Origin of the sequence: Microbacterium sp. R86528, assembly GCF_044596335.1 — a bacterium.
Lineage (GTDB): Bacteria > Actinomycetota > Actinomycetes > Actinomycetales > Microbacteriaceae > Microbacterium > Microbacterium marmarense.
The window spans coordinates 93869-114019 of sequence record NZ_CP138996.1; the positions used below are offsets into that span (position 1 = coordinate 93869).

The following is a 20151-nucleotide window of genomic DNA, read 5'->3' on the forward strand; positions in this document are numbered from 1 at the left end:
ATGTGGGAATGGCTGATCCCGGTTCTTATCGTCGTAGTGCTGGTTGCTGCAGTCGGTATTTACCTCTGGGCAACCTACAACTCGTTGGTGCAGTTGAACGTACGCGTCGACGAAGCGTGGAGCGACATCACGGTTCAGCTGAAGCGCCGCGCAGATCTGCTGCCCAACCTGATCGAGACGGTGAAGGGATACGCTGCGCACGAGAAAGCAGTGTTCGAAAACGTCACGCGTGCGCGAGCAGAAACGCTCGCCGCGTCGGGACCGGCTGAGGCGGGCCTTGCCGAGGGGCACCTGCAACAGGCGTTGAAGTCGCTGTTCGCAGTGGCAGAGGCGTACCCGCAGCTTCAGGCGAGTCAGAACTATCTTCAGTTGCAGCACTCAATCGTCGACACCGAAGACAAGATTCAGGCCTCGCGCCGTTTCTACAACGGGGGAGTCCGAGAGCTCAACACCAAGATCAAGGTGTTCCCGAACAACCTCTTTGCCCGCAATCTCGGTTTCCACGAGCGCGATTTCTTCGAAGTTGTAGACGGAGCTGGCATCGCAGAACCACCGCGCGTTCAGTTCTGACCGGCGAGGTCTTAGAAGACCGAGAGCACCATCTCGTTGCCGATGAACTGCACTGTTCCCTGCATCGCCCAATCATCCGCGCGATAAGTGAAGGATCGCTCCTCGCCATCGCGGGTGATTCCCGTCGCAGTCGCGGTGATCACACCGTCGGAGGAGCGAAAACTCTCGTCGTCGCTGAGATCCACGATGGGGTACGAGCTGATCTGGAAGGCGATGCGGTGCAGCGAAGCGAGATCAACGCCCCACGGCACGCGGATGCCACACTCGTCAGGAACACTGTCGACTGAAGCCGCGCACACATCGGCATAGGCATCCAGCTGCCTTTGAACAGTGGCTACCGCCTCGGCAGACAGCTCCGCGGGCGTTGCAGCATCAACCGTGGCGCCCGGGGTGACGCGCGCCGTCACGGTGCCCTCGAGAAGGCCTACGGGTGCAGCTGTCACCGAATACGTCGCGGGCAGCAACACCACGGTGGTGTCTGATGACACGAGTGTGCCCGCGATCATCGCAGAGTCGCCCTGTTGAGCTGTCGGCACGATGACGCCGACAGCATCGTCGGCAAGACCCCATCCATCGGCAGTCTTCACCAGGGTGAACGTGCCTTCGACGATTTCGCCCTCCAGCGAGAAAGCGAAAGCTGCAGTGGCTTGCGCATCGGCCACGTCAACACTCATTACCTCTGGGGAGGTGATGAGGGAGGCAGCGGAGTCAAGTGCTGACGCGAGCTCCGATGCGTCGCGCGGAGAGCCAACGATCAGATCTGCGGCCGATTCGCCGTCGCCAGAGGCAAGAGCGCTCAGATACGACTGCGCAGCTTCCGCTGGCCCGTCCGCGCTGTTTGCGAGGAAAACGACGCCAACGGCAGCGCCAGCAAGAACGACTGCTCCTGCAACGATGGCGACGACTGCGGCACGCTTCACCCTTTATACGCTAGTCGTGTCAAGCCTCGGTGATCGCGTCGCTGGCGATAGCGACGGGTCTGACCGGCCCGGTTCGCACCTCGTGTCGCTGCGCGCGCGGCAATGCACCTGCAAGGTCATCGGTTGCGTCACCCCAATGCGATACCGAAATGGTCTCGAGGCCTTGCCACTGTGCTGCATCCTCTATTACTGCGGCGAGCCGCGCGGCGGCGTGAACGGGCGCATCGCGCTCCCACCATGCCGATTGCACGAGTAGCCGCGACGCTGTGCGCTCGGCTTTCAAATCGACGCGACCAACTACGTCGTCGCCGACAATCACAGGGAGCGAGTAGTAGCCGAATTGCCGCTTGCTCGCGGGAGTATAGATTTCGATTCGATAGTCGAAGTCGAACAACCGCTTGGCGCGATCGCGAAACCACACCGTTGGGTCGAACGGGGTGAGGACCGCTGCAGTATCGACTCGGCGGGGGAGCACAGCGTCACGGTGCAGCCATGTGGGGAGCGGCCGGCCATTGCGAGACCAGCCTTCGACGCTCACTTGCTGCAATTCGCCGAGGTCGCCCAACTCTGCAACAGCAGCGAGCACCGCGCCACGGTCGTTGATGCGCCAGTAATCGGCGAGATCAGCTGCCGTGGCGACCCCATAGGCGCGCGATGCGCGCCTGACGAGTTCACGGATCGCATCGGGGCGTGACACCGATCGCGCCAGGGTCTCTGGGGCGATGACGTCTTCTGCCAGCGCATAGGTGCGCTCGAAGCCCCGCCGGCCGGCAATGGCCACCTCGCCGAACAGCCAAAGGTGCTCGAGGGATCGCTTGACAGCATCCCAATCCCACCACGGTCCGCGCGTAGCGCGCTTACTATCGTGCTCGATCTGCGCTGGCCGCAGCGGGCCGCGCTGTCGCAGTTCAGCGCGCACCCAGTCGACGGTGGCTGAGTTCTGTAAGAACCAACCGTCTGGGTCGGAGCCGTACTTCTGCCGCATACTGTCCATGCGAAAGCCGAAGAGCGACCAGTCTTCGGCCGGAATGAACGCGGCCACGTGAGCCCAGTACTCCACGTACGGGGAGCGTCGTTCGAAAAGGAGCTTGTCGAGTTGCGCAGTGTCGTATGGGCCGAGGCGGGAGAACAACGGCATGTAGTGAGATCGCGCGAACACGTTGACAGAGTCGATCTGCAATGTCGACATGCGTGCCAGGGCGAGATTCAACTGCCGTGTTCCGACGCTTCGCGAAGGGGCGCGGGCGAATCCCTGGGCGGCAAGCGCGATGCGTCGTGCCTCGGCCGCGCTGAGAGATGTCTTCACCACGCCAGGCTAAGGGGCACCGCAGACAGCGCCGCATAACGTCGCAGGCATGTGGCGGGCCTAAACTGGCGGGATGAGCGGCCCTGACGAAAAGCCCAAAGGTTCGCTGTTTGACGCGCTTCGCGATCGCAACCGGGTAGTCACCTCCGACATGTCGGAGGTTGTGCCGCACGGTCTACGCGTTGCCACCGCGTTCTCATGGCGTTTTTTGGTGATCTCAGCAGCGATCGGACTCGCCATCTGGCTGGTGATTCAGCTCAAGCTGCTGGTCATACCGCTGATGGTCTCGATTCTCATTACCGCGCTGGTGTGGCCGGCATTCTCGTATCTGGTGCGCCGCCGCGTTCCTCGCTGGTTAGCCATTGTGATCGCTGTGGTCGGGCTGCTCGCGATTGTCGCCGGTCTCGTGTGGCTGGTTGCATGGCAGGTAGGTGAACAATGGACGTCGGTACAGGCCAGCACCGTGGAGGCGCTGCAGCAGTTTCGCCAGTACCTGATCGATGGTCCCTTGCATCTCACGCCCACTCAGCTCGATGAGGTGCTCATTCAGTCCTGGCAGTTGATTCAGCAGCAGGCGGAGCTGCTCTGGAGTGGCGCGCTCGCACTGGGCACCACCGTCGGGGACGTCGCCGCCGGCACTCTGCTGGCCCTGTTCATTCTGATTGCTCTGCTCGCCGATGGTGCCGGAATCTGGCGCTGGACAGTGAGAATCTTCCCCCGACGCGCGAGAGCAGCAGCCGATGGCGCAGGGCGTGCGGGGTGGGTGACGATCGTCAACTACTCCCGCACTCAACTTCTGGTAGCAACGGTAGATGCAGTCGGCATCGGCCTCGGCGCCTACCTGCTGGGTGTTCCGCTAGCGATCCCCATCGGCGTTTTGGTCTTCCTGGGCGCGTTCATTCCGATCGTGGGAGCAGTGCTCACCGGTACGGTCGCGGTCTTTTTGGCACTCGTGTACAACGGGCCGTGGATTGCACTATGGATGCTCGTGGTGGTGTTGGGCGTGCAGCAGATTGAAGGTCACATCTTGCAGCCGTTGCTGATGGGATCAGCCGTCAAGGTTCACCCGATCGCGGTCGTGCTGGTCGTCGCCGGTGGCGCCATGATCGCTGGCATCCCCGGTGCGCTGTTCGCCGTACCGGTGGCCGCGTTTGTGAACGTGGTGGTGGTGTATTTGGGGGCACGTGCCTGGGAGACCGGGCTGAAGCCCACGGGAGATTTGATATGGGACACCGTCCCGCGTCCGAGGAGGACCCGTTCGTGAGCGTACACACCCCGTCCGAGTCGCTGGTGCACCAGAAGTCTCGTGCGCCATCGATTGCCGACTTCGAAGACGCCGCGGCCTCGCTTGAAGGCGTGATTCGCGAGACGCCCCTCGATGTCTCTGACTTTCTTTCGGAGCTTGTAGGAGCACCTGTCTACCTGAAGCTTGAGAACCTGCAACGCACTGGATCATTCAAGATTCGAGGTGCGACGCATCGGCTCTCGCGGCTGACAGAAGAAGAACGAGCGCGCGGCGTTGTCGCAGCTTCCGCCGGAAACCATGCGCAGGGTGTGGCTCTGGCCGCGAAGACGCTTGGCATTCCCGCGACGATATTCATGCCGCTTGGCGTACCCGTGCCGAAGCTCTTGGCAACGCGAGGCTACGGAGCCGACGTCGTGCTCGAAGGTGCCACGGTGGAGACTCCGCTGCGTCTTGCAGCCGAGTTCGCTGAGCGCACGGGAGCGATATTCATCCACCCGTTCGATCATCCTGATGTCATTGCTGGCCAGGGAACGCTCGGACTTGAGCTCATTGATGCGATCCCCGACCTCGATACGGTGGTTCTGGGCATCGGCGGCGGTGGACTCATCGCGGGCGTGGCAGCCGCGGTGAAGGCTCGCGCTGCTGCCGCGGGTCGCACTGTGCGAGTGATCGGGGTGCAGGCAGAGAACTCCGCTGCCTACCCCTCGTCATTGCGCGAGGGCATGCCCCTGACGGTGGAGACTCGCCCGACCATCGCAGACGGCATCGCGGTCGCTCGCCCCGGAGACTTGCCGTTCGAGATCATTCGCGAGCTTGTCGACGAAGTCGTGACCGTCACCGAAGATGACATCGCTCGCGCTTTGCTGGTGCTGCTCGAACGTGCCAAACAGGTCGTGGAGCCCGCCGGAGCCGTCGGTGTAGCCGCGATCCTCGCCGGCAAGATTCAGGCCAACGGCCCCACTGTCACTGTGCTCTCGGGGGAAACATCGACCCGCTGCTGCTGCAGCGCGTCGTTGCTCACGGCCTCTCAGCATCCGGTCGCTATATGACTCTGCAGATTCCGCTGCCAGATCGGCCCGGCCAGCTTGCTCGTGTGTCTGAACTGCTGTCGCAGGCGGGGGCAAACGTCATCGAAGTGCTGCACACCCGACACGGTCAGGGACTGCAGATCAGTGAAGTGATCCTGCAGTTGAGCGTTGAGACGCGCGGGCAAGAACATCGAGCGCACGTGATCGATGTTCTCGAGCAGGCTGGCTTCACCGCGCGGGTGGCGTCGGACTGAGTCGCAGGCTACTGGCCGGTGTAGGTTGCGACCTTGACGATCTCAACGCTGATCTCGCGACCGTTGGGCGCGGTGTAGCTGGTCTTGTCTCCCTCGTTCAGGCCAAGAATGGCTGAACCCAGAGGGGATGCTTCGCTGTACACGTCGAGCTCTGAGCCGACAGCGATCTCGCGGTTGCCGAGGAGGAAGATCTCTTCGCCGCCGGCGACAATCGCTGTGACCACGGTTCCCGACTCCACGACGCCGGTGCTCTGCGGCGCTTCGCTGACGGTTGCGGTCTTCAGCAGGTGCTGCAGGGTGCGAATTCGTGCCTCTTGCTTGCCCTGCTCGTCTTTGGCTGCGTGGTAGCCGCCATTCTCTTTGAGATCGCCTTCTTCGCGCGCGGCTTCGATGCGCTTGGCGATCTCTTCGCGTCCGGTGGTCGACAACTGCTCGAGCTCGGTGGCGAGTCGGTCGTAGGCATCCTGGGTGAGGAAGGTCACTGGGGCATCGTTGGACACGTTTGACTCCTTCAGTCGGGGGCGCGCATATAAGTCAAACGCCCCGGCATTCAGCCAGGGCGCGCGGTGACGGCGTTCGGCCCAGACTACGACACCCAGCAGGAGTTGACAAAACCTGTCGTCGCCAGCGCGGTGGTCGGGATGGACTCTTCGAACTCGCGACTCGTCGCGTCGGATCCAGCGAAACTGACCACCCGCCACCCCACAATGCCGAAGTCCTCGTCCTGCGCTTCGATCACGCAAGAGATATCGCGACCGGGAACCGCCGTCACTTGAAATCGCAGGGTCACCGCGTGTTCGTCAATGACTTCAAACCCCGTGCTGTCGGAATCGACGGAGTCGACGGTATTGCCGTAGACCGCCCAGCCGAGCAACAGCGTGGCGACTGCGCCCAAAGCGATGGCGATGCCCAATCCCAGCCGCTTTCGCCCCGACGTGGCGCGCCCATAGCGTTCGTCGAGCATCTGTTCAGTGGTCATGCCTTGTCGCTTTTCGTTTCCGCTCGGAGATTAGGCTGTAGGTCAAGGTTATGCGGTTCGGCGCCCTCGCGGTGCACCGCAAGCTGAGCCCGCAGACCAAAGGACGATATGCAATCGCTTGCCGCGCACGTATGGCTGACCACAACCGTGACGCCGAGCCCTACGCCGACGCTCGATCCGGACTCGGTGACTCCGGGCCCCGAGGGGTTCTTCGTCATCGCGTTGATTGTGGTCGCGGTTTTCCTGCTCGTGGCCGACATGATGCGTCGAATTCGGCGTGGTCGCGTGCGCGCTGACGTCAACGATGAGTTGGATGCAGAACAGGCGAGACTCGCCGCAGAAGCCGAGGGGTTGCCCAGCGCCGTCGAGGCCGAGTCGTCCGCGACGGATCCTGAGAGCGAACCGCCGCCGCGCAGCTGAGACCGGATCGCTACCCGTTGTAGGGCGGGTTGATCGCGATCAGCAAGCACGCGGTCCAGTGGCACAGGAAAGCCAGCACCGTGCACACGTGGAAGATTTCGTGGAACCCGAAGTGGCCGGGCCACGGATTCGGCTTTTTCATTGCGTAGACGATCGCCCCACCGGTGTACAGCAGTCCGCCGATGATCACCAGAACCATCATCGCCGCGTTCGCGCGGAACAGATCGGGCATGTACATCACGGCTGCCCAGCCCAGCGCGAGGTAAAGCGCGACGTAGAGCCAGCGCGGGGCGTTGATCCAGAAGATGCGAAAGAGAATGCCCAGGAGTGCACCACCCCAGACCACAGCGAGCAGGATCCACCCCTTGGGCGGCTCAAGAGCGAGCACTGCCAGCGGAGTGTATGTGCCCGCGATGAGCAACATGATGTTGGCGTGGTCAATGCGTTTGAGGACGCCCTTGGTTTTCGGGCCCCAGTTGAAGCGGTGATACAGCGCCGAGTTGCCGAAGAGCAACATCGAGGTCGCGACAAAAACCGCACACGCCCACTTGGCTGCCGATCCCTCGGCAGCGACGATCAGCACGATTCCCGCGACGATAGTCACCGGAAAGGTGGCGGCGTGTATCCAACCACGCCACGACGGTTTGATCTCGGGAAGCGTGGCATCGACAGCAGCCGCATCCATCAACGGAAGCTCGGGGACCTCGGGTAGGCGGGATTCCTCGCTACGTCGATTCATGATCCCAGGGTAGGCCCACGCCTATGCCATCGGTCGTACATACTGAGTGCCGCCGATTGTGGCACCTAGTCTCCAAAGTTCGCACGCGTATCGCGGTAGCGTAGGAGCGTGATACGAGGTTCGGAGAATGCAGGGCGCGGCCCGCTCTATCGCCTCTATATTCAGCGACTGCGGCGGCAGCTCGGTCGAGGACGGGTGCCGCACCACGTCGCCATGATGATCGACGGCAACCGTCGCTGGGCCAAGCAGCTCGGCCTTGAGTCCGTTGCTCACGGCCATCGCGCAGGTGCCGCAAAGATGCACGAGTTTTTGGGCTGGTGTGATGACGTCGGTGTCGGCGTGGTTTCGCTGTATCTGCTTTCGATGGACAATCTGCAAAAGCGCGACACCAAAGAGATCGAAGACCTCATCGAGATCATCGCTGAACTCGCCGATGAGCTATCGCATCAGCGGGACTGGCGAGTGCAGCCCGTCGGGCGTTCCGACCTGCTGCCGCCTGAACTGGCGCGCGTGCTCGCCTCGGCCGCCGAGCGCACCCGAGGCAACACCGGACTGCACGTCAATCTGGCCGTTGGCTACGGAGGCCGCGGCGAAATAGTCGACGCGGTGCGCAGCATCATCTCGCAACACCATAAAGACGGCGGGTCTCTCGAGGAGCTCGCTGCCAGCCTCACTCCAGAACAGATCGGCGAGCATCTGTATACCGGAGGGCAGCCGGACCCTGATCTTGTCATCCGCACTTCGGGTGAACAGCGGTTGAGTGACTTTCTGCTCTGGCAGTCCGCCCATAGCGAGTTCTACTTCGTCGAGGCTCTTGGTCCCGATCTGCGCGAGGTCGACTTCCTTCGTGCGATCCGTGACTTCGGGACGCGCAACCGCCGCTTCGGCAGCTGAGAGCCCAGATGCAATGCGCCCGTGTTGGCGGGTTTGGCATGCCAGAATGACAAAGTGACGGATCTGGATGCATTTCTAGCCACGTTCGATGGTGAGCCGGGCTACTTGGACTGGGCCGCGTTCGGACCGCTTTCGCCTGCGGTTCGCGCGGAGGCGCAAGCTGATACCGAACTGCTCGGCTCAGGGCGGCCGTCGAGCATTGGCCTTGTGAACGAACATGCCACTGCCGCGGTGTCGCTCATCGGCGAGCTGCTCCACGTTGATGCGAGCCGTGTAGTACTCCAGCCGTCGACCACTCACGGATTGATGCAGGCGATGTATGGGCTCACCGGTGGGCTCCTGTTGGGCAGAGGCGAGTTTCCCTCGCTCACGGTCGCGGCCACTCGTGCAGCTGACGCCCTCGGACACATCGAGTTGCAATGGCTTGAGCCAGATGATGGTTTCATCACCCCCGAGTTGGTGCGCGACAACCTCACCGACGACACTCGCGCGGTCGCTGTAAGCCTCGTCGATTTTCGTACCGGCTATCGCACTGACCTCTCGGCCCTGCGCGATGTGATCGGCGATCGACTGCTCATCGTCGACGCCATTCAAGGATTCGGCATCGTTGATGCCGACTTTGGTGCCGCTGACGTGGTGTGCGCCAATGGCTACAAATGGTTGCGCTCAGGTCGTGGCACCGGGTTCGCGGCCTTCAGCGATCGTGCGCTCGAGCGGATTTCTCCCGTGTTGTCGGGTTTCTCTGGCACTGACGGCGACCTTCCGCTGGATGTCGTTCCGCTTCCGTCGACGTCTGCGCGCGCGTTCACCATCAGCGGCGGCGACAACCTCGCTGCGGCGCGCCTTGCAACGGGGCTTGGCGAGGTTCGAGACATCGGCGTTGCCACACTGCAAGCAGAGCTCGCTGAGCGCACGAGAGACGTGATGTTCTTCGCTGATCGATACGAGTTGCCCGTGGTGACGCCACGCGACGACCGCCGCCGAGCCGGCATCGTCACGCTCGCGCCCGCACCGCAAGATGTTGCACCGCTCGTAGCTTCGCTGTCGAACCACGGGCTGACAGTGACGGTGCGCTCGGGACTCGTGCGCGTGTCGCCCCACGTCGGAACCGGTGCCAACACGCTGCGTCTGTTCGGCGATGCGCTTGCCGCGTTTTCGTCGGCGCGCGTGTGGTGAACAGCCGGCTTTTGAAATTTACCTAGCCGTAACCAGCTTCCCGCGTGTCGGCCTGGCGTGGCGGTCTCTAGCAGTCGTACGGTCATCTCAACGGACAAAGAGTCCGTTCGAGTCGGCCTGAAAGATCGCGACTCGTGACCTTGGTCGACTCGTGACTGCCGGGTTCCTACCCGGGTCGGGAGTGGGTTGTGACCATAAGAGCACCACACAATCAGCGCAGTCAGAGCGTCGAGCACATCGACGATCAGGATCAGGATCTGCGTACCTACGTGCTGGATACCTCGGTTCTACTGAGCGATCCTCGGGCGTATTTTCGTTTTGCCGAACACAATGTCGTGATTCCTGTCGTGGTGGTCACCGAACTTGAAGGCAAACGGCACGACCCCGAGATCGGCTATTTCGCACGTCAGGCGCTTCGCCACCTCGACGAACTCCGCGTCGAACATGGCCGCCTCGACTTTCCCGTCTCGGTGGGAGAAGGCGGCACCCTGCGGGTCGAACTCACCAACACCGATGCGTCTGTTCTTCCGGCTGGCATGAGACTCGGAGACAACGACAGCCGCATTCTGGCGGTCGCGATGAACCTAGCCCAGGATGGTCAGGAAGTCACCGTGGTCTCCAAAGACCTGCCGATGCGTGTCAAGGCGGCGTCGTTGGGCATCAGCGCCGAGGAATACCTTGCCGAACAGGCAGTGGATTCGGGATGGACGGGAATCGCAACGCTCGACGTCGCTGGCGATGACATCAGCGATCTATACGAGAGCGAAGTGGCGACCAGCGAAGATGTTCGAGGTCTTCCCATCAACACAGGGCTGATCGTTCATTCCGAGCGTGGGTCGGCGTTGGGCCGAGTAACGGGGGACACCTCATACCGGCTGGTGCGAGGCGACCGCGACGTTTTCGGTCTCCACGGCCGTTCTGCGGAACAACGCATTGCGATCGATCTGCTGACTGACCCCGAAGTCGGCATCGTCTCGCTCGGCGGCCGAGCGGGTACAGGCAAGTCAGCTCTTGCGCTGTGTGCTGGACTCGAAGCCGTTCTCGAGCGGCAACAACAGAAGAAGATCATCGTGTTCCGTCCTCTCTTCGCCGTCGGCGGGCAAGAACTGGGATATCTCCCCGGCGACGCGCAAGAGAAGATGAATCCATGGGGGCAAGCGGTCTTCGACACTCTGGGTTCTGTTGTCTCGGGCAATGTTCTTGAAGAGGTCGTTGAGCGCGGATTACTCGAAGTGCTGCCACTGACCCACATTCGCGGGCGTTCGTTGCATGATGCATTCGTCATCGTCGACGAAGCGCAGTCCCTCGAGCGAAACGTGCTCTTGACCGTGCTGAGCCGCATGGGTCAGAACTCACGCGTTGTGCTGACACACGATGTCGGTCAGCGAGACAACCTGAGGGTCGGTCGACACGACGGCGTCGCCTCGGTGATCGAAACGCTCAAGGGCCATGGGCTATTCGCGCACATCACTCTCACGCGGTCAGAACGCTCCGCGATCGCGGCTCTGGTCACAGAGCTCCTGGAGGCTGGCGAACGCGCCTGATCATGCAATCAGGAGGGCCGGGCACAGGCTCGGCCCTCCTGCTCGCGGGTGTTCGAGGTCATGAGAATAGTCTCATCTTCACTGTTCGGACTCGACTTGAGTGCGTGCGAAAATTGAACAGATCAAATCTTGTTCGATGAGGATGGCACCATGGAAACTCGCGCGAAGTACGCAGCTGGCGGTATCGCCAGTGTGGCGGCAAGCGTCGGGCTCGTGGTCGCCGTTGCCATGTCGAACTCGGCAGCATTGGCAGACGTCCGCGGCACCGCCGTGGGAAGCGGAACCGTCATCGTTGCAGCGACGCCCCGCGACGCTGGTGCTTCAGCTTCCAAGAGCCAAGAAGCTGTGGCTGAAGCGGGCACGCCCCGCGACATTGTCGCCACCCCCGAGATAGCGGTCACGCAGATTGCCGCGACCGAGATTGCCGCGACCGAGATTGCTGTCGTCTCAGATCTCACCCCAGAAGCGGCAGAGACTCCGTCCGCACAGGCGCCGAGAGTCGAGTCCAACCGCGCCCTTGCTGCATTCAAGGTCAAGCATTCCAGCCACGCTGCCTCTGCTCAGAAGAGCCGATCAGATGAGGGTGCTCTCTCGGAGAAGACGATTGAGATCGTCGAGCACATCGTGGCCAAGGCTGAAGATTCACACTCTGATGCAGCTCACGAGCAAGAGAGCTCAGAAGAGTCCACCGCTCCCACGTCGAGTGAGTCTGACAAAGACCGACCCGACCACAAGGCTCAATCGCACGTTTCCCCAGATCGTCGCGATTGATAATGAGGCCGGCTTCCCCAGCCCGGCCTCCTGCCCCCGGTGTCCCCCAGCACCGGGGGCTTCTCTTTAACCGCTTCTCCCGCTGTTGCCGGTGGCTATTCCCAGCGATAGCCGGTGCCGCGGATCGTCACGATATGTTCGGCGCCTAGTTTTCCCCGAAGGTAGCGCACGTACACATCCACCACGTTCGAGCCTGGGTCGAAGTCCAACCCCCAGACTTGGCTGAGAAGCACCTCGCGACTGAGAACTCGACCCGGATTGCGAAGGAACTGCTCGGCGAGTGCGAACTCCCGTGCTGAGAGTTCGACTTCCTGACCTGCCACCGTGGCGCGGCGTGCCAAGATGTCTAGCTCAACGTCGCCCTGGGTGATGATCATTGCGGCAGCTGCCGTGGATTCGCGCAGCCGAGAGCGCACGCGGGCGAGCAGTTCCTCGAAAGTGAATGGCTTGGGCACGTAGTCGCTAGCGCCCGCGTCAAGCCCTTCGACGGTGTCGCGAGTGCTGGTTCGTGCGGTCAGCATGATGATGGGCACCGTGGAGCCCTGCGCGCGCACGAGACGCAGTACCTCGAAGCCGTCGAGAGTGGGCAGGCCGACGTCAAGCAGCACCAGGTCGTAGCCGCCGCCGACTATCGCTTCTAGCGCCGTCGCACCGTCTTCGATGATGGTTGTCTCGTAGCCGGCATTGCCCAGGCCTCGACATACGAACGAGGCGATCTGCGGCTCGTCTTCGACGATGAGTATGTGCGTCATTCGAATGCCTCTCGCTGGATGACAACATCACCGGCACGCACAGGTTGCGGTAGGGGAGTTGACGTCGGGGGAAGGTGGATGGTGAAAGTAGCGCCGCCGCTGGGAGTGTCATCGACGGTGCAACTACCGCCGTGGCCCTTGACGATCGCGTCGACGATAGCAAGCCCGAGACCGGAGCCTCCCACTGAGCGTTTTCCGCCTCCGCGATCAAAGCGGCGGAAGACGCGGTGTCGCGAAGCTGGAGGTATGCCGGGCCCATGGTCGCGCACCCAGAGCTGCGTCCCCTCGGCGGTCGCAGAACTCCCGATCTCGATCGGAGAGCCACCCGGCGTGTACTTCGCAGCGTTATCGGCGAGCTGCAGCCATGCTTGAAGCAGCCGGTCTTCCTCGCCGAGAACTGTGCCGTCGCCAACGTTCTCGACGCTCCAAGTATGACCAGGAATGACCGTTACCAGCTCGCTGATCCGCGCGGTCAGAGCGGCGACGTCGACCTCGGTCGGCGTGTATGCCTCACCTTCAACCGCTGCCAGCAGGTCAATGTCTTCAACCAGGCGGGCAAGACGATCGAGCTCAGCGATTCCGATCTGACGCGCGAGTTCGACGTCGGTCGCATCATGAGCATCCATCAGCTCGAGGTGTCCACGCACGATGGTGAGGGGCGTCTTCAGCTCGTGACGCACGTCGTCGAGCAGCTGCTGTTGCACAGATACCGAGCCTTGAATGCGATCCAGCATGGAGTTCACCGTACGAGACATGTCTGAGATGTCGTCGTCGCCCCGGGGGAGCAAGCGCGGAGAAAGGTCGGAGAGCGAGATGGAGTCTGCGGTGACGCGCATGTCGCGAATTGGTCTGAGCAGCCGTCCGGTCACGAACCAGCCGACCACGCCGGTGGCCACCAGCAGCGCCAGAGCGGCGAGCACGTAGGTGGTGAGAGAGGCGGTGACTGGCTGCAATTCGGCCCCCAGGTCGCTCGCGCGCACATAGATGCCGGAACTCGGGTCGCCCTCTACCTCGGTGGGAATCGCGATGTATCGAACTATGCGATCACCTGTCGTCGCGGTGCCGATCATGATCTGACCGTCAGCGGTCTCGGTGACGATTCGATTGATGAACTCACCGTCGTCGGGCAGAGTGAAACCTGACAGGGTCGACGGCACGAACGCTACCTCGCCGTCGATGATGGCCATCGCGGCTTCGTTCCGCGCGGGGACCAAGCGCGCGACCACAGAGCGCATGTACGAGCGAAGGTCGTCGAAAGACTGCGGCGTGAAGTTCTCATCCACTGGCTGAGTGCCTTCGTCCGCTGAATCCGCCAGTGTCTCCTCGGGTGCGGGGATGGCCTGGTCGGCGACGGTAGTCAGGCGATCGACCTGCGATTGCAAGCGGATGTTGACTTCGTCGAACACGCGTTCACGCTGTACGACGAAGGTCACGCTGCCGACGATCGCGAGCCCGACGCACGTCACACCGAGGATTGCTCCCAGAATTCTGACGCGCGCCGAGATCGGCCGTCTAGTACGGCTCACCCCTTGATTATCCAGGGTGCGTCATAGAAAGCAGGTCTAGTTTCTCGTCAAGCTGCTCGATCGTAAGTTCGCCGCGGTCCACGAATCCCAGATCAAGGACGGCTTCGCGCACGGTGATGCCCTTGGCGACCGAGTGCTTCGCGATCTTCGCTGCTGCCTCGTAGCCGATGAGCTTGTTCAGCGGAGTAACAATCGACGGTGACATGCCCGCGTAGGCGGCTGCACGGTCGACGTTAGCCTCGAGGCCGTCGACCGTCTTGTCAGCGAGCACCCGCATGGCGTTCGAAAGCAGGCGAATGGACTCAAGTAGTGCGGTGCCCATGACGGGGATCGCCACGTTCAGCTCGAATGAGCCTGAGGCGCCCGCCCATGCGACGGCCGCGTCGTTGCCGATCACGCGCGCGCACACCATGAGCGTGGCCTCGGGGACGACCGGGTTGACCTTGCCAGGCATGATTGACGAACCCGGCTGCAGGTCGGGGATGTGCAGTTCTCCGAGGCCGGTGTTCGGTCCAGAGCCCATCCAGCGCAGGTCGTTGTTGATCTTCGTCAGCGATACGGCAATGGTGCGCAGCGCGCCAGAGGTCTCGACGAGACCGTCGCGGTTCGCCTGAGCTTCGAAGTGGTCTTTGGCCTCGGTGATCGGCAACTCGGTCTCAGCGGCGAGCAGCTCGATAACCTTCTGCGGGAATCCCGGAGGGGTGTTGATTCCGGTACCGACTGCGGTGCCGCCGAGAGGCACCTCGCTGACGTGCGGAATCACGGCCTGCACGCGCTCGATACCGAGTCGCATCTGCCTCGAGTAGCCGCCGAATTCCTGGCCGAGCGTGACCGGGGTCGCATCCATCAGGTGTGTGCGACCCGACTTCACGACGGTCTTCCACAGTTCTGCCTTGGCCTCGAGTGAGACGGCGAGGTGGTCAAGCGCCGGGATCAGGTCGTCGATCAGCGCCTGGGTGACAGCGATGTGCACCGAGGTCGGAAAAACATCGTTCGACGACTGCGAGGCGTTCACATGGTCGTTCGGGTGCACCGGTGCGCCGAGCTTCTGCGAAGCGAGGTTGGCCAGCACCTCATTCATGTTCATGTTCGACGAGGTGCCGCTGCCGGTCTGGTAGGTGTCGACAGGGAAGTGAGCGTCGAACGCACCAGTGATGACGTCGTCGGCTGCAGCAGCGATGGCGTCAGCGATGGCACCGTCGAGCGTGCCCAGGTCTTTATTGGCGAGAGCAGCAGCCTTCTTGATGCGCGCGAGCGCGGCGATCTGCGTCGACTCGAGACCCGAACCCGAGATCGGGAAATTCTCAACAGCACGTTGCGTCTGTGCGGAATACAGTGCGTCTTTCGGCACGCGTACTTCGCCCATGGTGTCGTGTTCGATGCGGTATTCGATGTCAGTCACTTCGTTGTTCCTTTGTGAATGCGTGGTCAGGATGCGACAAGTTCAAGACCGACGGCGATATCAGCCACGGCCTTTCCCTCGGCGAGTTGATAGTTCGCGCCCACGATCGCGAGGCGCCCGGAAGCGATTGCGTCTGTGATGAGTTCAGACGAGTGCAGGATCTCTTTGACGGTGTCGCGAAGATGCTCGCGGCCAACGTGCTCGGCATCTATCGTGTCGGGGTTCGCTTTGTCAGCACCGGTGGCTTGCACCACGCGACGCACGGCCGGCACGATCGGAGCAATCAGCCGCCAGATGTGCGGGGGCAGGGGAGCGGAGTCCATGTTCGCGCTGTCGATCGCGGCTCTGACCGCGCCGCATTCGTCATGGCCGAGCACGACAATGAGCGGAACTTCGAGCACGGCAACGGCATACTCGAGGCTGCCGATCACTGACTCTGAGATCACTTGACCCGCGTTGCGAATGACGAAGAGATCACCGAGACCTTTGTCGAAGATGATCTCTGCAGCGAGGCGCGAGTCCGAACAGCCGAAGAGCGCAGCTCGTGGGCGCTGACCACTTGCGAGTTCGTGGCGACGCTCGACATTCTGGCGCGGGTGCTGTGGCGCTCCCGAGATGAAGCGCTCGTTGCCTCGTTCCATCTCGCTCCACACCTGTGCGGGGCTGGGGTGTTCGCTCACTCGGTCTCCGTTTCAAGCTGGTGGATGGACTCTGACACCGACTCGGCGGCCTGAACGAGCAGCTCGTCGTCGGCGACCCCGTAGATGAGAACGGTGTCGTCGCCGACCTGGGTCGACATCGCGGCGGTGATACCGCCGGCACGGTCGGGGTCTGAGATGTCGTACTGCGTCCAGACGATGCCGTCGATGGTCACGGTGTCGCCGGAGTTGGCGCCGCCCAGCACGCGGGTCGTCCATGCCGCGTCTGCGTCAAAACCCTGCGCGATGCGCACAAAACCAGCTGTCGGCGCGTATACGACAGTCCAGGCGCTCAGATCGTTGCGGTCAACGTACGCGCGGTTCACCCGCCACGAGTCCGGCGCGTCAGGCACGACAACCAGCTGGCCTTCGGCCGCTTCGACGCTTTCGGCTACCGCCGCGACATCGATCGGCTCAGCCTCGGGTGCGCTGCCGCGGGGAACGCCGAAGATCACAATGGCGACGAGCACGAGGGTGATGAGCAACGCGGCGATGAGGTTGCGCGCGGTCTGGCTTGAGCGATACGCGTGCGACGACGCTGCCTTGCGATTCGCGGTTTCTTGCGGAGTCTCGGGACGGCCGAGCTCCGCGACGATTCGCTGCTGATTCGCCATTACTTCTGATCGTCCTCGGCCAGCGCGCCAGAGCGAGCCGCATCGAGGCGCTGCTTCGCGCCGACCAGCCATTGCTCGCAACGCGCCGCGAGAGCCTCGCCGCGTTCCCAGAGGGCAAGGGAGTGCTCGAGCGTGGGGGCACCCTGCTCGAGTTCCGCCACAACACGCACGAGTTCGTCTCGGGCCTGCTCGAACGAAAGATCCGTGACGTCGGTGACGGCTCCATTCGCTTCGGTCATGCTGTCCATCCTACTTCGGCGCGCTCGCGCTTCTGCTCGGTCAAGGTGTCGCCGACGACTCCACGGTTTCTCCATCAGACCGCGCCGCAAACGCGCCCCGGGCGACGGTGACGACGAACGCTGTCGACTCCGGCACCTGGTTGACATCGCGAACGATCGCTCCGTCGTTCAAGTGCGCGATGGCGTAGCCGCGCTCAAGTGTCGCGGCTGGCGAAAGCGCGCGCAGCGATGCTCGCAGCTCCGAGGTGCGGCGGGCAGATGTCTCCAGGGCGCGCGCGACGTGCTCGCGGCCCCGCGATGTGATGATCTCCACATCTTGGGCACGCGTATGCACGAGCGCTTCCGGCTGTCGCAGCACCGGGCGACTGCGCAGCTGTTCGAGCTGTGCGATGTCGTGATTGACGCGTTGTGACAATCGCATGGCGAGCCGTGACCGCAGTTGGCCGACAAGCGTGCGCTGCTCGACGACGTCAGGAACGACGCGTTTTGCTGCGTCGGTGGGTGTCGAGGCGCGCAGGTCGGCTACGTCGTCAAGCAGCGGTCGGTCGTTCTCGTGGCCGATGGCACTCACGACGGGGGTGGATGCTGACGCCACCGCCCGCAGGAGCCTTTCGTCGCTGAAGCCGAGCAGCGACTGAACGTCGCCACCGCCGCGCGCGATGACGATGACGTCGACGTCGGGATCAGCATCCAATAGTTTGAGCGCTGCGACCGTCTCGGGCACGCAGCGCTCGCCCTGCACAGCGACGTGCTGGGTGCGAAAGCGCACCTGAGGCCACCGCAGCTCGGCGTTGCGGTGCACGTCTTTTTCTGCGTCAGAGCGCTCGCCGGTGATGAGACCGATCACGTGAGGGAGGAAGGGGAGCGGTCTCTTGCGCGAGTCGTCGAACAGCCCTTCTGCGCGCAACTGCACGCGAAGCCGCTCGAGTCTCTCAAGCTGATCGCCCAAGCCGACATGGCGCATCGCGTTCACGCCGAAGGACAGATCGCCGCGCTTAGGAAAGTAGTCGGCTTTCACCGAGGCGACGACATGGTCACCGACCTTGAGATCGGCGGGAAGGCGATTCAGGGTGCTAGACCAGATTCGGATCGAGATCTCAGCATCGGTCACGAGATCTTTCAGCCGGCCGAATACGCTGCCACCGCGCACGTTCCACTGCGTGATCTCGCCCTCGACCCACACCGATCCCCAGCTCGCGATGAAGCCGCGAATCGTCTCGTTGAGCCGCGACACCGAGGTGGGAGCGTCGTTGGTGGAGTCTTTCGGGCGCACCGAATCTGCGGGAGGCGGTTCGCCGACGATGTGGCCGGGCTCGAAGCTCGTCATGGCACCTTTCAGGCTGACGCTCGGTACCGGCCGTAGACTCGGGGGGTGACTATCAGCATGCCCATTCCTCGTGTTCCGCGCCGGCGTGAACCACTTCAGGATATCGCCGTGCCCGGACCCAAGCGGGTGCTGCTCGCCGCTCCCCGCGGCTACTGCGCTGGCGTTGATCGCGCAGTCATCGCCGTAGAGAAGGCTCTGGAACGCTTCGGCGCCCCCGTCTACGTTCGCAAACAGATCGTTCACAACATTCATGTGGTGACCGAATTGGAGCAGAAGGGCGCAATTTTCGTCGAAGAAGTCGACGAAGTGCCCGCTGGCGCGCATGTGGTCTTCAGCGCCCATGGCGTGTCGCCCGCCGTCGTCAACAGCGCTTCAGACCGGGGACTGCTGGCCATCGACGCCACCTGTCCGTTGGTGACCAAAGTGCACCGCGAGGCAGTGCGATTCGCCCGTGACGACTTTGAGATCCTGCTGATCGGCCACGAGGGACACGAAGAAGTTGAGGGAACCGCGGGCGAAGCCCCCGACCACGTCACGATCGTGAATTCTCCCGAAGACGCCGACCGCATCGAAGTGCGCGACCCTTCTAAGGTCGTCTGGCTCTCGCAGACCACACTCTCCGTCGACGAGACCATGGAGACCGTTCGTCGGCTGCGCGTGCGTTTTCCTCAGTTGCAAGATCCGCCGTCTGACGACATCTGCTATGCAACTCAGAATCGCCAGGTCGCGATCAAGAAGGTCGCGAAGGATGCTGATCTCGTGATCGTCGTGGGGTCATCGAACTCCTCCAACAGCGTGCGCCTGGTTGAGGTAGCACTCGAGTACGGCGCCAAGGCGGCATATCGGGTCGACTACGCCGACGAGATCGAACAGGCGTGGCTCGAGGGCGTTGAAACCGTGGGCGTCACCAGCGGCGCCTCTGTGCCTGAGGTGCTCGTGCAGCAGGTGATGGACGACCTCGCCAACGCGGGATTCAACGACGTTGAAGAAGTGAAGACCGCAGAGGAAGACCTGCTGTTCTCGCTGCCCAAGGAATTGCGCTCCACCAATGAAGGCAAGCGCGACGACCGTGCACTCGGCGGGCGGATCAGCTGATGAACGACGCCATCGACCCGCGGCCTCGACCACAGTATGGCGAATACGCCACGGTCGAGGAGCAGCAGGCGCGCATCAGGCAACCAGACATCACCCAGGCGCTTGACACCGGTGTTGTCGCCGACGTGCCCGAGGGGCAGCTCTCGCCCGACGTCGTACCCGCTGAAACGCCCTTAGCGGGAAATAGCGGCGCGAGGCGAGAGGTCCGTCGGCGCCCGTTTGACCGCGCGGCGACCATCGGGTTGCTGGTGTACGGACTCATCACGGTGGTGACTTCGTTCACCGAGCTCGTCGAGTACAACCCGTACGCCGAGCAGATGCTCTCGATGATGGGCGTCGACACCGATCTCGCCGCGACCATCGTCGGGCAGTCCTGGGGTATTGCAGCTGCTTTGGTGTTGGTTTTCGGCTGGTTCGTCACGGCAGTGCTCTCGTGGATGTCGATGTCGCGCGGCCGCATCTCGTGGTGGATTCCGCTCGTGGGAGCGTTCGTGTTCACCGGTGTCTCAGCCCTCCTCATGCTCGTGCCCCTGATGAACACGCCGGGCGTTTGGCAGGCGATTCTCGACTCGGTGGGGTAGCTCGAACACACGCAAAGACGAGGGCCGGATGCTGCGTTGCAGCATCCGGCCCTCGTCTTTTTCCTGTGAG

At 62.7% G+C, this 20151-nt stretch carries 21 protein-coding genes and 1 pseudogene; 10 read left to right on the top strand and 12 right to left on the bottom strand.

Annotated features, from left to right (window positions below; genetic code table 11):
* A complete protein-coding gene (locus tag SJY18_RS00415) occupies nucleotides 1–570 on the top strand; it encodes a LemA family protein (RefSeq protein WP_337338438.1) in 570 nt (189 codons plus the stop codon).
* Nucleotides 571–581: 11 nt separating this feature from the next.
* Here SJY18_RS00415 and SJY18_RS00420 read toward each other — a convergent pair whose 3' ends face one another.
* Both SJY18_RS00420 and SJY18_RS00425 read right to left on the bottom strand, forming a co-directional pair.
* Nucleotides 582–1490 carry a hypothetical protein gene (locus SJY18_RS00420; RefSeq protein WP_396668033.1) on the bottom strand — a complete coding sequence of 303 codons (909 nt, stop codon included), beginning with the start codon at nucleotides 1488–1490 and terminating at the stop codon, nucleotides 582–584.
* A gap of 19 nt (nucleotides 1491–1509) precedes the next feature.
* On the bottom strand, nucleotides 1510–2796 hold the full coding sequence (locus tag SJY18_RS00425) for a winged helix-turn-helix domain-containing protein (RefSeq protein ID WP_396668034.1): 1287 nt from the start codon (nucleotides 2794–2796) through the stop codon (nucleotides 1510–1512).
* A gap of 73 nt (nucleotides 2797–2869) precedes the next feature.
* On the opposite strand from SJY18_RS00425, the gene SJY18_RS00430 reads away from it, so the two are divergent.
* Entirely contained in the window at nucleotides 2870–4060 is a 1191-nt protein-coding gene (locus SJY18_RS00430) for an AI-2E family transporter (RefSeq protein WP_396668035.1), read from the top strand.
* A pseudogene (ilvA, locus tag SJY18_RS00435) lies at nucleotides 4021–5324 on the top strand (threonine ammonia-lyase). The gene SJY18_RS00430 and the pseudogene ilvA overlap by 40 nt, the downstream one beginning before the upstream one ends.
* A gap of 8 nt (nucleotides 5325–5332) precedes the next feature.
* Here ilvA and greA read toward each other — a convergent pair.
* Both greA and SJY18_RS00445 read right to left on the bottom strand, forming a co-directional pair.
* A complete protein-coding gene (gene greA / locus SJY18_RS00440) occupies nucleotides 5333–5824 on the bottom strand; it encodes a transcription elongation factor GreA (RefSeq protein ID WP_337338322.1) in 492 nt (163 codons plus the stop codon).
* 86 nt (nucleotides 5825–5910) lie between these two features.
* Nucleotides 5911–6303 (bottom strand): DUF4307 domain-containing protein, encoded by a 393-nt coding sequence (locus SJY18_RS00445; RefSeq protein ID WP_337338321.1) that lies wholly within the window; start codon nucleotides 6301–6303, stop codon nucleotides 5911–5913.
* Nucleotides 6304–6411: 108 nt separating this feature from the next.
* On the opposite strand from SJY18_RS00445, the gene SJY18_RS00450 reads away from it, so the two are divergent.
* Nucleotides 6412–6723, top strand: coding sequence for a hypothetical protein (locus tag SJY18_RS00450; RefSeq protein WP_396668036.1), 312 nt, complete (start codon nucleotides 6412–6414; stop codon nucleotides 6721–6723).
* Nucleotides 6724–6733: 10 nt separating this feature from the next.
* On the opposite strand, the gene SJY18_RS00455 is transcribed toward SJY18_RS00450, so the two are convergent.
* Nucleotides 6734–7462 carry a hemolysin III family protein gene (locus tag SJY18_RS00455; protein ID WP_337338319.1) on the bottom strand — a complete coding sequence of 243 codons (729 nt, stop codon included), beginning with the start codon at nucleotides 7460–7462 and terminating at the stop codon, nucleotides 6734–6736.
* 108 nt (nucleotides 7463–7570) lie between these two features.
* Here SJY18_RS00455 and SJY18_RS00460 point away from each other — a divergent pair, with 108 nt between their 5' ends.
* The 4 genes from SJY18_RS00460 to SJY18_RS00475 all read left to right on the top strand — a co-directional run bounded on the left by SJY18_RS00460 (nucleotide 7571) and on the right by SJY18_RS00475 (nucleotide 11847).
* Complete coding sequence (locus tag SJY18_RS00460) at nucleotides 7571–8356, top strand: isoprenyl transferase (RefSeq protein WP_337338318.1); 786 nt, start codon at nucleotides 7571–7573, stop codon at nucleotides 8354–8356.
* A 54-nt stretch (nucleotides 8357–8410) separates the two neighbouring features.
* Nucleotides 8411–9532, top strand: coding sequence for an aminotransferase class V-fold PLP-dependent enzyme (locus tag SJY18_RS00465; RefSeq protein ID WP_396668037.1), 1122 nt, complete (start codon nucleotides 8411–8413; stop codon nucleotides 9530–9532).
* Nucleotides 9533–9720: 188 nt separating this feature from the next.
* Nucleotides 9721–11076 carry a PhoH family protein gene (locus SJY18_RS00470; protein ID WP_396668038.1) on the top strand — a complete coding sequence of 452 codons (1356 nt, stop codon included), beginning with the start codon at nucleotides 9721–9723 and terminating at the stop codon, nucleotides 11074–11076.
* Between the two features lie 150 nt (nucleotides 11077–11226).
* Nucleotides 11227–11847, top strand: coding sequence for a hypothetical protein (locus SJY18_RS00475; protein WP_396668039.1), 621 nt, complete (start codon nucleotides 11227–11229; stop codon nucleotides 11845–11847).
* Nucleotides 11848–11942: 95 nt separating this feature from the next.
* Here SJY18_RS00475 and SJY18_RS00480 read toward each other — a convergent pair whose 3' ends face one another.
* Genes SJY18_RS00480 through xseA form a run of 7 tightly spaced genes read right to left on the bottom strand, consistent with a single transcriptional unit; the run spans nucleotide 11943 to nucleotide 18405 of the window.
* Entirely contained in the window at nucleotides 11943–12599 is a 657-nt protein-coding gene (locus SJY18_RS00480) for a response regulator transcription factor (RefSeq protein WP_396668040.1), read from the bottom strand.
* Nucleotides 12596–14125: a sensor histidine kinase gene (locus SJY18_RS00485; RefSeq protein WP_396668041.1), complete on the bottom strand. Its 1530-nt coding sequence runs from the start codon at nucleotides 14123–14125 to the stop codon at nucleotides 12596–12598. The genes SJY18_RS00480 and SJY18_RS00485 overlap by 4 nt, the downstream gene beginning before the upstream one ends.
* Before the next feature lie 7 nt (nucleotides 14126–14132).
* Nucleotides 14133–15527 (bottom strand): class II fumarate hydratase, encoded by a 1395-nt coding sequence (locus SJY18_RS00490; protein WP_337338313.1) that lies wholly within the window; start codon nucleotides 15525–15527, stop codon nucleotides 14133–14135.
* Between the two features lie 26 nt (nucleotides 15528–15553).
* Nucleotides 15554–16168, bottom strand: coding sequence for a carbonic anhydrase (locus SJY18_RS00495; RefSeq protein ID WP_396668861.1), 615 nt, complete (start codon nucleotides 16166–16168; stop codon nucleotides 15554–15556).
* A 35-nt stretch (nucleotides 16169–16203) separates the two neighbouring features.
* The gene (locus SJY18_RS00500; protein WP_396668042.1) at nucleotides 16204–16839 is read right to left on the bottom strand and encodes a DUF4245 family protein; all 636 of its coding nucleotides are present in this window, start codon (nucleotides 16837–16839) and stop codon (nucleotides 16204–16206) included.
* The gene (locus SJY18_RS00505) at nucleotides 16839–17078 is read right to left on the bottom strand and encodes an exodeoxyribonuclease VII small subunit (RefSeq protein ID WP_396668043.1); all 240 of its coding nucleotides are present in this window, start codon (nucleotides 17076–17078) and stop codon (nucleotides 16839–16841) included. The genes SJY18_RS00500 and SJY18_RS00505 overlap by 1 nt, the downstream gene beginning before the upstream one ends.
* A gap of 40 nt (nucleotides 17079–17118) precedes the next feature.
* Nucleotides 17119–18405 (bottom strand): exodeoxyribonuclease VII large subunit, encoded by a 1287-nt coding sequence (xseA, locus tag SJY18_RS00510; protein WP_396668044.1) that lies wholly within the window; start codon nucleotides 18403–18405, stop codon nucleotides 17119–17121.
* A gap of 57 nt (nucleotides 18406–18462) precedes the next feature.
* On the opposite strand from xseA, the gene SJY18_RS00515 reads away from it, so the two are divergent.
* On the top strand, nucleotides 18463–19500 hold the full coding sequence (locus SJY18_RS00515) for a 4-hydroxy-3-methylbut-2-enyl diphosphate reductase (protein WP_337338435.1): 1038 nt from the start codon (nucleotides 18463–18465) through the stop codon (nucleotides 19498–19500).
* Nucleotides 19500–20081 carry a DUF6264 family protein gene (locus SJY18_RS00520; RefSeq protein WP_396668045.1) on the top strand — a complete coding sequence of 194 codons (582 nt, stop codon included), beginning with the start codon at nucleotides 19500–19502 and terminating at the stop codon, nucleotides 20079–20081. The genes SJY18_RS00515 and SJY18_RS00520 overlap by 1 nt, the downstream gene beginning before the upstream one ends.
* Nucleotides 20082–20151 lie beyond the last annotated feature (70 nt).

Coding starts and splice junctions, on each gene's coding strand:
- SJY18_RS00455 (WP_337338319.1), bottom strand. CDS start 7,462: ATGAATCGACGTAGCGAGGAATCCCGCCTACCCGAGGTCCCCGAGCTT.
- SJY18_RS00505 (WP_396668043.1), bottom strand. CDS start 17,078: ATGACCGAAGCGAATGGAGCCGTCACCGACGTCACGGATCTTTCGTTC.
- SJY18_RS00495 (WP_396668861.1), bottom strand. CDS start 16,168: ATGGAACGAGGCAACGAGCGCTTCATCTCGGGAGCGCCACAGCACCCG.
- SJY18_RS00450 (WP_396668036.1), top strand. CDS start 6,412: ATGCAATCGCTTGCCGCGCACGTATGGCTGACCACAACCGTGACGCCG.
- SJY18_RS00430 (WP_396668035.1), top strand. CDS start 2,870: ATGAGCGGCCCTGACGAAAAGCCCAAAGGTTCGCTGTTTGACGCGCTT.
- SJY18_RS00415 (WP_337338438.1), top strand. CDS start 1: ATGTGGGAATGGCTGATCCCGGTTCTTATCGTCGTAGTGCTGGTTGCT.
- SJY18_RS00475 (WP_396668039.1), top strand. CDS start 11,227: ATGGAAACTCGCGCGAAGTACGCAGCTGGCGGTATCGCCAGTGTGGCG.
- SJY18_RS00520 (WP_396668045.1), top strand. CDS start 19,500: ATGAACGACGCCATCGACCCGCGGCCTCGACCACAGTATGGCGAATAC.
- SJY18_RS00515 (WP_337338435.1), top strand. CDS start 18,463: ATGCCCATTCCTCGTGTTCCGCGCCGGCGTGAACCACTTCAGGATATC.
- SJY18_RS00500 (WP_396668042.1), bottom strand. CDS start 16,839: ATGGCGAATCAGCAGCGAATCGTCGCGGAGCTCGGCCGTCCCGAGACT.
- SJY18_RS00445 (WP_337338321.1), bottom strand. CDS start 6,303: ATGACCACTGAACAGATGCTCGACGAACGCTATGGGCGCGCCACGTCG.
- SJY18_RS00480 (WP_396668040.1), bottom strand. CDS start 12,599: ATGACGCACATACTCATCGTCGAAGACGAGCCGCAGATCGCCTCGTTC.
- xseA (WP_396668044.1), bottom strand. CDS start 18,405: ATGACGAGCTTCGAGCCCGGCCACATCGTCGGCGAACCGCCTCCCGCA.